9 protein-coding genes and 6 tRNA genes are annotated in these 10779 nt (G+C 39.9%); all 15 read right to left on the reverse strand.

The window, feature by feature from the left end:
- Nucleotides 1–31 precede the first annotated feature (31 nt).
- The 15 genes from rsmI to LI162_RS11515 all read right to left on the reverse strand — a co-directional run bounded on the left by rsmI (nt 32) and on the right by LI162_RS11515 (nt 10720).
- Nucleotides 32–880: a 16S rRNA (cytidine(1402)-2'-O)-methyltransferase gene (gene rsmI / locus LI162_RS11445; RefSeq protein WP_015529429.1), complete on the reverse strand. Its 849-nt coding sequence runs from the start codon at nt 878–880 to the stop codon at nt 32–34.
- A 31-nt stretch (nt 881–911) separates the two neighbouring features.
- The gene (locus LI162_RS11450) at nt 912–1655 is read right to left on the reverse strand and encodes a tRNA1(Val) (adenine(37)-N6)-methyltransferase (protein WP_015529430.1); all 744 of its coding nucleotides are present in this window, start codon (nt 1653–1655) and stop codon (nt 912–914) included.
- The gene (locus LI162_RS11455) at nt 1645–2559 is read right to left on the reverse strand and encodes a PSP1 domain-containing protein (protein WP_015529431.1); all 915 of its coding nucleotides are present in this window, start codon (nt 2557–2559) and stop codon (nt 1645–1647) included. The genes LI162_RS11450 and LI162_RS11455 overlap by 11 nt, the downstream gene beginning before the upstream one ends.
- Before the next feature lie 4 nt (nt 2560–2563).
- A complete protein-coding gene (holB, locus tag LI162_RS11460) occupies nt 2564–3559 on the reverse strand; it encodes a DNA polymerase III subunit delta' (RefSeq protein ID WP_055148339.1) in 996 nt (331 codons plus the stop codon).
- Nucleotides 3560–3689: 130 nt separating this feature from the next.
- Nucleotides 3690–4274 carry a guanylate kinase gene (locus tag LI162_RS11465; protein ID WP_020436771.1) on the reverse strand — a complete coding sequence of 195 codons (585 nt, stop codon included), beginning with the start codon at nt 4272–4274 and terminating at the stop codon, nt 3690–3692.
- 65 nt (nt 4275–4339) lie between these two features.
- Nucleotides 4340–5776, reverse strand: coding sequence for an aminotransferase class I/II-fold pyridoxal phosphate-dependent enzyme (locus LI162_RS11470; protein WP_055148337.1), 1437 nt, complete (start codon nt 5774–5776; stop codon nt 4340–4342).
- Nucleotides 5777–5893: 117 nt separating this feature from the next.
- Nucleotides 5894–5966: transfer RNA gene (locus LI162_RS11475), tRNA-Lys, on the reverse strand.
- A gap of 125 nt (nt 5967–6091) precedes the next feature.
- Nucleotides 6092–7516, reverse strand: coding sequence for a sucrose-6-phosphate hydrolase (locus LI162_RS11480; protein WP_015529435.1), 1425 nt, complete (start codon nt 7514–7516; stop codon nt 6092–6094).
- Between the two features lie 12 nt (nt 7517–7528).
- Complete coding sequence (locus LI162_RS11485) at nt 7529–8908, reverse strand: PTS transporter subunit EIIC (protein WP_227156664.1); 1380 nt, start codon at nt 8906–8908, stop codon at nt 7529–7531.
- A gap of 256 nt (nt 8909–9164) precedes the next feature.
- A complete protein-coding gene (locus tag LI162_RS11490) occupies nt 9165–10142 on the reverse strand; it encodes a LacI family DNA-binding transcriptional regulator (RefSeq protein ID WP_020436766.1) in 978 nt (325 codons plus the stop codon).
- A gap of 129 nt (nt 10143–10271) precedes the next feature.
- Nucleotides 10272–10344: transfer RNA gene (locus tag LI162_RS11495), tRNA-Phe, on the reverse strand.
- A gap of 20 nt (nt 10345–10364) precedes the next feature.
- A tRNA-Met gene (locus LI162_RS11500) sits at nt 10365–10438 on the reverse strand.
- Nucleotides 10439–10466: 28 nt separating this feature from the next.
- Nucleotides 10467–10539 (reverse strand) — tRNA-Thr (locus LI162_RS11505).
- An 18-nt stretch (nt 10540–10557) separates the two neighbouring features.
- A tRNA-Tyr gene (locus LI162_RS11510) sits at nt 10558–10639 on the reverse strand.
- An 8-nt stretch (nt 10640–10647) separates the two neighbouring features.
- Nucleotides 10648–10720 (reverse strand) — tRNA-Val (locus LI162_RS11515).
- Nucleotides 10721–10779: the final 59 nt, after the last annotated feature.

The raw sequence follows: 10779 nt of genomic DNA on the forward strand, positions 1-10779 counted from the left end.
TTTTACCCTGGCAACTCTCAAAACATACTTCTTATGATTTTTGCTTCTCCAGGTAATTATAAATTTCTCGCTTCTGAACGCCGCGGTCTTTCGCGACCTTTTTCATTGCTTCTTTGCGATCGAGCCCCTGAGAAATATAATGCTCCATATGATCTTCGATGCTCATATCTTCCCAGCGCGCTTTTTCTTCCTGACGGATTTCTTCCCGGCTTCTCCCTGCAATTACAATCACGCACTCTCCCTTCGGATCATTCGCCTCATAATAAGCTACTGCTCCTTCAAGTGTTGATTGAAATGCTGTCTCATGCCTTTTGGTCAGTTCTCTGCAAACCGTTACTTTTCGATCTCCCAGACGCTCTGAAAGAAGTTTCAAAGTCTTTACCAGACGATGCGGTGCTTCATACATTACGATCGTTCTTGTCTCAGCAGCCATCTCTTTTAAAACTTCTTCCCGCTCTTTCTTATCTGTCGGAAGAAATGCCTCAAATGCAAATCTTCTTGTCGGAAGTCCTGACATTGTAAGCGCTGTAACACATGCCGCCGGTCCCGGAACAGAAGTTACTCGAATCCCTGTTTCATAACACATTTTCACCAGTTCTTCTCCCGGATCAGAGATCCCAGGTGTACCTGCATCTGTAATTACCGCAATATCCAGTCCTTCTTCCAGCTTCTCCACCAGTTTACGACCTTTATCAAACTTGTTATATTCATGATAACTTGTCATTGGTGTCTGTATTTCGAAATGATTTAACAGCTTAATACTGTTTCTTGTATCTTCTGCTGCGATCAGATCCACCTCTTTCAATGTTCTGATCGCACGAAATGTCATATCTTCCAGATTTCCAATCGGTGTTGCTACCAAATATAATGTTCCTGCCATCTTCATCTCCCATGACTTTGTAACTGTTCAGTTACCTTTGTTTTTCAGAATTATTTCCGTTCTTCTGCAGTAAAGTCCCATCCTTCGTATACATAATGATTGGTGGCTCTATTGTCACTCTGGGTTTTGCCCCACGCATTCCTTCCACCAAAACCATTGTCGGTTCTTTATCTATATACGGATGAATAAACTGAATCCGTTTCGGTTCAATCTTATATTCATGCATCTTCGTCAAAATCTCTGTCAGCCGGAATGGTCTGTGGATCATATAAAATCTGCCTTTATCCTGAAGAAGCCGCATACTTTCTCTTAAAATATCATCTAGTGTACACAACACCTCATGCCGTGCAATTGCCTTACTGTCATCTGGATTCCGAAGTCCATGATCCGCTAACATATAAGGCGGATTCGTTGTGATCACATCAAAAAAGGCCGGCTTAAATCGTTCTGCCGCCTCTTTAATATCTCCGGTTACAATGCTAATTCTGTCTTCCAGATGGTTATGTGCAACACTGCGTCTTGCCATTTCTGCAGTCTCAGCCTGTATCTCAAGCCCTGTAAAATGCTTTCCTTTCGTCTTTCCTGCAAGTAGAACCGGGATGATTCCATTCCCGGTTCCCATATCAAGCACGGTCTCTCCCGGCTTTACTTTTGCAAAATCAGAGAGAAATACTGCATCCACTCCAAAACAGAATTTTGAAGGATTCTGGATCAATTCTAATCCTCCAAGCTGCAGATCATCCAGACGTTCGCCTGGTCTCAGATTATTTGTCATCTAACTTCGAAGCTCCCTCTTTCTTCTCCATCCGCTCAAGTGCAGCAAGTTTCTTCTGCTCTTCTTTCGATACTTTCTGTTTCTTTCTTCTCGGACGGAATTTCAGATCATCCGCTTTATACTCGCGAATCTCTTTCTCGTCATTCTCCAGATTAACAATAACTTTCACAAGTCTGCGAAGTACACTCAAAGAATGTACTGTTCCGGTCAATCCATCACTTGTTGTCACATTATCTCCAACAGAAGGTAACTGACTGTTAAGCACTTCATAAGTCTCTTCCTCATTCGTCAGGCAACACATCAATCTTCCGCAGACCCCTGAAATCTTTGTCGGATTCAGAGACAGGTTCTGTTCCTTTGCCATCTTGATTGATACCGCTGCAAACTCTGTCAGATACGTACTGCAGCATAATGGACGTCCACAGATACCAATTCCTCCGCGGATCTTCGTCTCATCTCTGACCCCAATCTGACGAAGCTCAATTCTTGTTCTGAACACAGCTGCCAGATCCTTTACAAGTTCACGAAAATCAATACGTCCGTCCGCTGTAAAATAAAACAGGACTTTATTATTATCAAAAGTATATTCTGCTTCAATCAGTTTCATATCCAGTCCATGCTTGCGGATCTTCTCCTGACAAATCTTAAAAGCCTCTTTCTCTTTCTGACGATTCTTCTCTACCGTCTTCTCGTCCTGCTCTGTTGCAATACGAATCACAGACTTCAAAGGCTGAACCACTGAATCATCGTCCACCTCTTTTGGTGCACTGACAACACGTCCGTACTCGATTCCCCGTGCTGTCTCCACGATTACGTGATCCCCCTGTTTGATTTCAAACTCTCCCGGGGAAAAGAAATAAATCTTTCCCGCTGTTCGGAATCTTACTCCTATTACTTTTGTCATGTATCTAGTTCTCCTTTATTGTAAGCAAGAGCAGTTCCATTGTCAGTTCAAAATTAACATTTGCTTTCAGTCTGGCTTTCGCCTTTTCAATTGCGTCCAAAATATTCTCAATTCCTTCATAAGAGCTCTTACTTGCACGCGCCTTGATATATCTCAGCTGATCAGAAAATACTACTCTGTCTACATTCTTAGTTGCCTTATAAATTAATACATCTCTGTACCAGATTGCGATCATATCCAGATAGTCGTTAATCTCCATCTTATATGTCATACATTTTTTCACTGCATCCATCAGTTCTGAAACATTCATCTCATCAATATTTCTAAGTAAATGTACAACTTCTTCCTTAATCTCATTGAAATATTCTGATGTCGCAAGCATAATCGCTTTTCCCATATTTCCCTGAGCAAATGCTACACAGACATCTGCTTTATAATCAGGAATCTCCATCTGCTCCATCAGATATTTCTTTACGAGCTGATCTTTAATATTACGAAGTTTCATCATAACGCATCTGGAACGAATCGTTGGCAGTAAAGCCTCTGCATTCTCTGTCAGAAGCATGATCACCGCATATTCCGGTGGCTCCTCAATTGTCTTAAGCAATGCATTCTGTGCCTGGGCACTCATTAAGTCTGCCTCTGGAATAATATAAATCTTATACTTGCTGCTGTACGGCTTGATCACGATATCATTATTAACCTGTGTACGAATATCATCAACACTGATCGTATTCGGTTTCTCATGTGTCACCTTAATAATATCCGGCTGATTGCCGCTCTGTGCCTGTTTACAAGACTGACATTTTCCACATGCCTCTCCGTCTTCCGCACGATTCTGGCACTGCAGGCTCATAGCAAAAAGATTCGCAAGAAGCCGCTTTCCAGATCCTCTTTCGCCATTCAGAATATATGCATGCGATACTGCATCAGCCTGAACTGCGCTCGAAATATACTTGATTATGTTTTTGTGCCCTACTACATCTTTAAAACTACTCATTTCTATCACCTGCCGTGTATCTTATTTCATCTTTAGCGGATAATATTCTCACAATTATCCACCTAACAATAGTATATTCATAATTTTAACATCATTTTCTTACAAAACTATGAACTACCATTTAAGTATATCATAAATTCACGTTTATTTCTCGCAAAATTTCTTCCATACAAGTTTCCTTATCAATATTTTGAAATCTCCGCTTGATTCCCGCCCTTTCCAGATTCTCCTCCGAGAAATCTTCTGCATCTGCAAGAAATCTTCTGCACAGTTCTGCATACTGCGGTTTCGTCTGTGCCCGTTCTCTTTCTAACGCCCTCGACAGTCTTAATCCATCTTCTACTTCTATATATAATGGAACCATAACATCATCACCAAAATATTCTTTCAATGCATAATATGACTCAATTGTTCCGATCACAAGATAATCATACTGCCACAATTCAATCTGTCCATCATCTGCCGTAAAATAAGTCCAGATTCCACACTTTGTATTGTAAGAACGAAACTCGATGATTTTCTCCTCGTCCATCATCTCATCAAATCGTTCCTGATCGACAAAGAAATATTCCACTCCGTCCTTCTCACCCTCACGCATTGGACGTGTTGTATATGGAACGATTGAATGAAATTTGGGCATCTTTTCTATCAATTCTTTGTAAATCGTATCCTTCCCGGAAGCACTTTTTCCCATAATATAAAATATTTTACCCATACTTTTTCTCCTGCTCTTAAACATGCATCTGGATTCGTATTCTCAACTTCCAGCCTGTCGGTTCTTTATTCTGGATTCCTCGCAACTAATAAACAATTCTCCTGGCTTAGCCCTTCAATGGAAAAACCCATCTCTTTATATTTTACCATCTTTTGCACAATAGTAGAAGTAATTCTCTCTCCAGGAACAATCATTGGGATTCCCGGTGGATAAAGATAGACATATTCCAATGAGATTCTTCCTGATGCCTCATTCCATTTCACACTCTCGCCTTCCATTCTCCCTGCTTCAAAGGAAGAATATGCTTGTTCTAATGGAATCATTTCATAAGAAATATTTTTTATAGTATGATCCTCATCATTCCCTGAAAGCTCTTCACACAGAATATTTTTATCAATCTCCATCACTGCCTGAACCAATCTGTCCATTCCTTCTTGTGTATCTCCCGGTCCTGTCATAGCAATCACATAAGACCCGGAAGCCATCTCCATCTCCAAATGATAAGATCTCAGCATTTCCTGAAATCGTTTTCCATTCAAAACTTCCCCATCTGTATTCTTAAGATTTTTTACAGATAATACTATCTTTGACCGGTCATAATGTTCTGCCTCAATTAATTTTATATTCTTTAACTGCTTCAGTCTCTCTCTTGCTTGCTGCAAACACTCAACATAAGTGTCCATGATTTCTTCCCTGCGCTCATCCATTCCCCGGACACACTCATCAATGGATGCCATTAAAATATAAGAAGGACTGCTAGATTGAAGCATATGCAAATAATTTCTTATCCTTTCACGATCAGCATATCTCCCGTTTATATGAAGCAATGCTGTCTGAGTTAAAGACGGAAGTGTCTTGTGAAGACTGTGGATCACCACATCAGCACCCCGTGTATTCGCATTTTGCGGAAAATATGAATGAAATCCAAAATGTGCACCATGCGCTTCATCGACGATCAGCGGAATCTTATATTCATGCACAATTTCCGCAATTGCTTCAATATCCGACACGACTCCTTCATAAGTCGGTGAAACAATGACAACCGCCTGAACATCTTCATATTCTTCAAGTAACTTCTTTATCTGGTCTACATGGATTTCACCATTAAGATCTGTCTCTTCCGAAAACTCTGGATAAATATATACTGGGCGTAATTCATTCATATATACCGCATTATATACCGATTTATGACAATTTCTTGCCATCAAGATTCTACCACCACGCTCCGTACATCCCATCACTGCACTCAAAAGTCCTACTGTACTCCCATTAACCAGATAATGCGTCTCTTCCGCTTGAAATACTCTGGCTGCATTCTCCTGTAATTCTTTCAACAATCCTTCTGCATGATGAAGATCATCAAATCCATCTATCTCTGTTATATCAATATTATATGGTAACCTGGCTCTCATGAGCTCCATATTACGCTTATGTCCAGGCATATGAAATGCATAATAATCTGAATTTCCATATGCAGTTAATTTTTCATATAAATATTCCATAATAACCTCTTATTTGTAAAAAGAACCTATCTGAATAATGATAGATTCTCCTGATGCCATATTTTATTTATATAAAGTTAAAAGCAGTAATCATAATAGATTACTGCTTTCTTTCAGTGAGCGTGCGGGGATTCGAACCCCGGACAACTTGATTAAAAGTCAAGTGCTCTACCACCTGAGCTACACGCCCTTAAACACTCGCAGAAGTAATAATATCATAAGTCTTATATAAATGCAAGCACTTTTTTCAGATTTTAATTTTAAAATGCATCTCGCCGTATCGCTACAGGCGATTCTAAATGGCGAGACACAATCTTATTTTTTCAAATCATAGAACTTTCCGCTCAGATTTTTCACCTTTACATAAGAAACATGATCTATAAACATTCTCGAAGTAAATACCGTTTTCCCATGATCGCAGAAAATCTCGATACTGGAATGATCTACCATAACCCGGACAGTCTGTTTCTTCTCTAACTGTTTTGCATAACGGATCGTTCCAAACTTCTCCGCATACACTTCTGTCATACCACTTCTGTCCAGACAATATTCTTCCCCATCTGCGCTTAAAATCAAACAGTTACCATCTTTATTTCCTATCTCTATAGAAAACGCACCTTCTGTATTTCCTTCAAGCTCAAAAGAACATTCTTCAACCTTTATATGCTCTGCAATGCTTCTTTCATTTGCACGAAGCTGCTTTAGCTCTTCTACCGGCTGCTGGATCAACCTATCTTTCTCTATCCAAATTTCTCTTGGAAGTGTTAACATGTGAGCCCAATTATTCTTATCAGTTGGATATTCGCTCTTAGAATTTCCAAGCCATCCAAATAAAATTCTTCGATGTTTTTCATCCTCATACGATTGAGGCGCATAGAAATCAAATCCCTTATCAAGTTCATACATTTCTGAAAATTGAAATTCTTTTCGTTCTGTATCCAATGGTTTTCCTATCATGTAAACTACGGAGAACACATTTTTATAATCATATTTATTCTCACTTGAAATTCCCATTGGAGAACAGAACAGCACTCCTTTTTGATTCTCTTCATAATAATTTGGACATTCCAACATGTAACCTAACATTGCTTCCTGTCCATTCTGAAGTAATCTCACTCTTCCGGCGTACTCATATGAATCTGCCTGCTTACCTCTGTACAACATCAGAATTCCTTCATGTTCTTTACTTTCTGCTCCTGTCAGCATCCAGTATTCACTGTCCCTTTTCCAGACATATGGATCACGGTAATTCATTGTCGTCTGATCCGGATCCATTTCTACAATCTTTTTCCGGTCTGTCAGTTTCTCACCATCAAATCTGGCATAACAGGTACATGGGATCATCTCTTCATTTTCAATTCCTGTATAGAAAACATGTACTTTTTCTCCCTCTTTTAATGCCATTCCTGTATAACACCCGTAAGAGTCTGATTCTGTATCCGGGTACATTGCCACACCATGATCTTCATAATGAATAAAATCTTTTGTTGTCAAATGATACCAGTGTTTCAACCCATGTACCGGTCCAGCCGGAAACCATTGGTAAAAAATATGGTGTATCCCATTAATCTCACACAGCCCATTCGGATCATTCATCAGACCGCATTTCGGTGCAATGTGCCATACCGGATAATACGGATCTTTCCTGGTTGTCTCCTGTATCCGTTGAAAATATTCAGCCGGCATATCCGTAATCCGAATATGCCGGTTCTGATGATTTGAAAAATCATACTGAAACATAAATTTACTCCTTTATACTGCTTCTGGATTCTTCTTCATAATCAGCCATGTGCCTGCAAATGCAACTCCTACAGAAAGCAGTAATACAATAATATACTCAATCATTCCTCCCTGAAGGTAAAGCAGCATACCAGGGATCATAGACGCTCCGGTTCCCTTTGCACACAAACCAACGATTGCTGCGAATCCACCACCTACAGCACCTCCAAGACATCCCATGAAGAATGGCTTAAGTCTTGGGAATGTAAGACCATACATAACAGGTTCGGAAATTCCGAATAATGCCGGGATCAGAGCTGGAATCATATTAGCTCTCTTCTGCTTATTCTTCTGCATCATGACAATTGCAAGTCCTGCTCCAAGCTGTCCTGCGATTGCTGCAGATCCCATTGGGTTAATATAATCTACACCAGTCTCTGTAAAAATACTTACAATAATCGGTGTTACTGTATGATGCATACCTACAGAACAGAGAATCTGAATCAGTCCTCCATAAGCGATTCCTCCAATTCCAAATGGAAGTTTCAGCATCATAAGGATCAGATCTGTTATTCCTTTTTCAATTCCTGAAAGAACCGGTCCTACAACAAAGAGTCCTGCCAAAAGTGAAACAAGTAAAGTAAGGAATGGTACAAGCAGCATGTCTAAGATATCCGGAATCACCTGATGTAACTTCTTCTCCAGTTTTGCTGCAAAGAATCCCATGAATAATGCAGGAATTACAGAACTCTGATAACCTGTAATATTTAAATGCAACGGTCCAAAGACAAAACTTAACGGATCAGCAACTCCATTTACCACATCCCATTTATTTGGAAGAGTTGGTGATACAAGCATCAGCCCAAGTACAATACCGAGGATCGGTGAGCCACCGAACTTCTTGCATGCAGACCATGCAACTAATACTGGGATAAATGTGTATGCTGTGTCTGTTAATACAGAAAATACTGTATCAAAAGATGGTGATAACTCAATTCCAAATCCATTTACAAGAAGACTTCTTACTCCCATCAGAATACCTGTTGCAAGAAGTACCGGAATGATAGGAATAAAAATATCAGAAATCATCTTTGTTGTACTCTGGAAAGATAATTTTTCCTTCTCCCCATTTTCTGTTACTTCAGCATCTCCAGCTGTCACTCCTGCCAGTTTCTGAAACTCAGCACAAACTTTATTCACAAATCCAGTTCCAAGAATCACCTGATGCTGGCCACTCTTTGAGAAATAACCTGCTACTCCCTGAATCTCTTTCATCCCCTCTTCATCAATAATAGATGCATCCTTTACTTCCACGCGAAGCCTGGTTGCACAATGTGTCGCACTGATTACATTTTCTTTTCCGCCAAATGCTTTCAGAATTTCCTGCGCTGTCTTTACAGGATCTTTTTTCATCTCTCATTACCTCCTATTTGTGCTATTATAACATATATCGTTTTTATCAAATCGATTCGATATGTTTGTTTTTTATAGTGGCCTTGGAATATTTCCTATCGGCCACTGTTATTTTTGTTTATCGAATCGTTTCGATATCTGTTGATTATAATAGATCATTACCATTTCGCTGTCAATGAATTTAATCAATTCTTTTTGTTTTCTGTATTTTTCAACAAATTAAAGTCGTGATATTTGGTAAAAAGTAACATGTAATTTAACATGTTTCACCACTTTGGACTGTCACGCCAAAAATAGATTCAACTTCTTCAATTTTTTTCCCTTCAATTTGCGAGATGATCATTGACACTAATTTTTGAGCCATTTCTTCAATTGGCTGAACAATCGCAGTCAGAATTTCTGGTCCGATTTTTGTAATATACGTTCCATCAATCGCAACTATGCTGAGATCCTCTGGAACTTTTCTTCCTCGTAACTGCGCTTCTCTCATACAGGCAGCTGCAGCCATATCAACACCAAGAATTCCATCCATATCATTACATGTCTCAAATGCACGAGCTGCAGCATCCTGATACTTTTCAGTAGTAAATGTATTATATCCCACAGAAATATCTACAACTTCACAACCTTTTTTCTGAAGTATTTCGCGGAATACCTTCTCCTTTTCATCCTCATAGTTCTTAATCGTATGAGAACTTACAAGCTGTACGACTTTCTTTCTGTTCTTCTCCAGAAAAAGCGACGCTGCTTTCTCTGCAACCTGTCTCTTGTCTACATGAACAGTCGGAATATAATCTGCCAAATAACAATCAATTGTTACGATTGGTCTGTCAATCTTAAGATATCTCTCCTTCTTCAGTGAATGAGCTCCCATAATCACGCCATCCATAGTTCTACGATCCAGCATCTGAAGGTAAGCTTCTTCTACATCTTCACGCCCAGCTGTTCCACAAACCAGTGCCTTATACCCTCTGGAATACAGTTCTTTCTCTGCGTATTTAATAAACGTACTGAAAAAGGGATGTGCGATATCTGGAACAATAATTCCTACAATTCCTGATTTTTGCATCTTCAGATTACGGCCAAGCTCGCTTGGAATATAATTTAATTCCTTCATTGCTTTTTCAATTTTTTTCCTGGTTTCGTCAGATACATATCCTTTATTATTACACACAAGTGAAACAGTGCTTCTTGATACTCCAGCTAATTTTGCTACATCTCCAATGCTTGCCAAATCAATCTCTCCCTATCATCAAATCATAAATCTACAGTTACTCTTCTGCATTAGAGTTCTTTCTCTAATAATAAAATATAGAAAAAAGACTGCGGTATACGCAGTCTTTCCGTTTACATAAAATAAAAATGCCCAGAACCGGAATCGAACCAGTGACACGAGGATTTTCAGTCCTCTGCTCTACCAACTGAGCTATCTGGGCATAGACTATAAAAGTCTGAGTTGCGGGAGCAGGATTTGAACCTGCGACCTTCGGGTTATGAGCCCGACGAGCTTCCAGACTGCTCCATCCCGCGATATTAAATTAATTTCTCAAAAGAGAAAAGCCGATGATCGGACTCGAACCGATAACCTGCTGATTACAAATCAGCTGCTCTGCCAATTGAGCCACATCGGCTTATAACCTTTCGGTTAATGGATGGAGGTGGATTCGAACCACCGAAGCAATTTGCAGCAGATTTACAGTCTGTCCCCTTTGGCCACTCGGGAATCCATCCATGTTAAGTGGGACCTACAGGGCTCGAACCTGTGACCCTCTGCTTGTAAGGCAGATGCTCTCCCAGCTGAGCTAAGATCCCACATAACGACCCAGAAGAGACTCGAACTCTCGACCTCCGCCGTGACAGGGCGGCGCTCT

The organism is Mediterraneibacter sp. 210702-DFI.3.120, assembly GCF_020561005.1.
GTDB classification, from domain to species: domain Bacteria; phylum Bacillota; class Clostridia; order Lachnospirales; family Lachnospiraceae; genus Mediterraneibacter; species Mediterraneibacter faecis.

Excerpts from the sequence above, each read along its gene's own strand:
- rsmI (WP_015529429.1), bottom strand. The coding sequence starts at position 880 with ATGGCAGGAACATTATATTTGGTAGCAACACCGATTGGAAATCTGGAA.
- LI162_RS11450 (WP_015529430.1), bottom strand. The coding sequence starts at position 1,655 with ATGACAAATAATCTGAGACCAGGCGAACGTCTGGATGATCTGCAGCTT.
- LI162_RS11455 (WP_015529431.1), bottom strand. The coding sequence starts at position 2,559 with ATGACAAAAGTAATAGGAGTAAGATTCCGAACAGCGGGAAAGATTTAT.
- holB (WP_055148339.1), bottom strand. The coding sequence starts at position 3,559 with ATGAGTAGTTTTAAAGATGTAGTAGGGCACAAAAACATAATCAAGTAT.
- LI162_RS11465 (WP_020436771.1), bottom strand. The coding sequence starts at position 4,274 with ATGGGTAAAATATTTTATATTATGGGAAAAAGTGCTTCCGGGAAGGAT.
- LI162_RS11470 (WP_055148337.1), bottom strand. The coding sequence starts at position 5,776 with ATGGAATATTTATATGAAAAATTAACTGCATATGGAAATTCAGATTAT.
- LI162_RS11480 (WP_015529435.1), bottom strand. The coding sequence starts at position 7,516 with ATGTTTCAGTATGATTTTTCAAATCATCAGAACCGGCATATTCGGATT.
- LI162_RS11485 (WP_227156664.1), bottom strand. The coding sequence starts at position 8,908 with ATGAAAAAAGATCCTGTAAAGACAGCGCAGGAAATTCTGAAAGCATTT.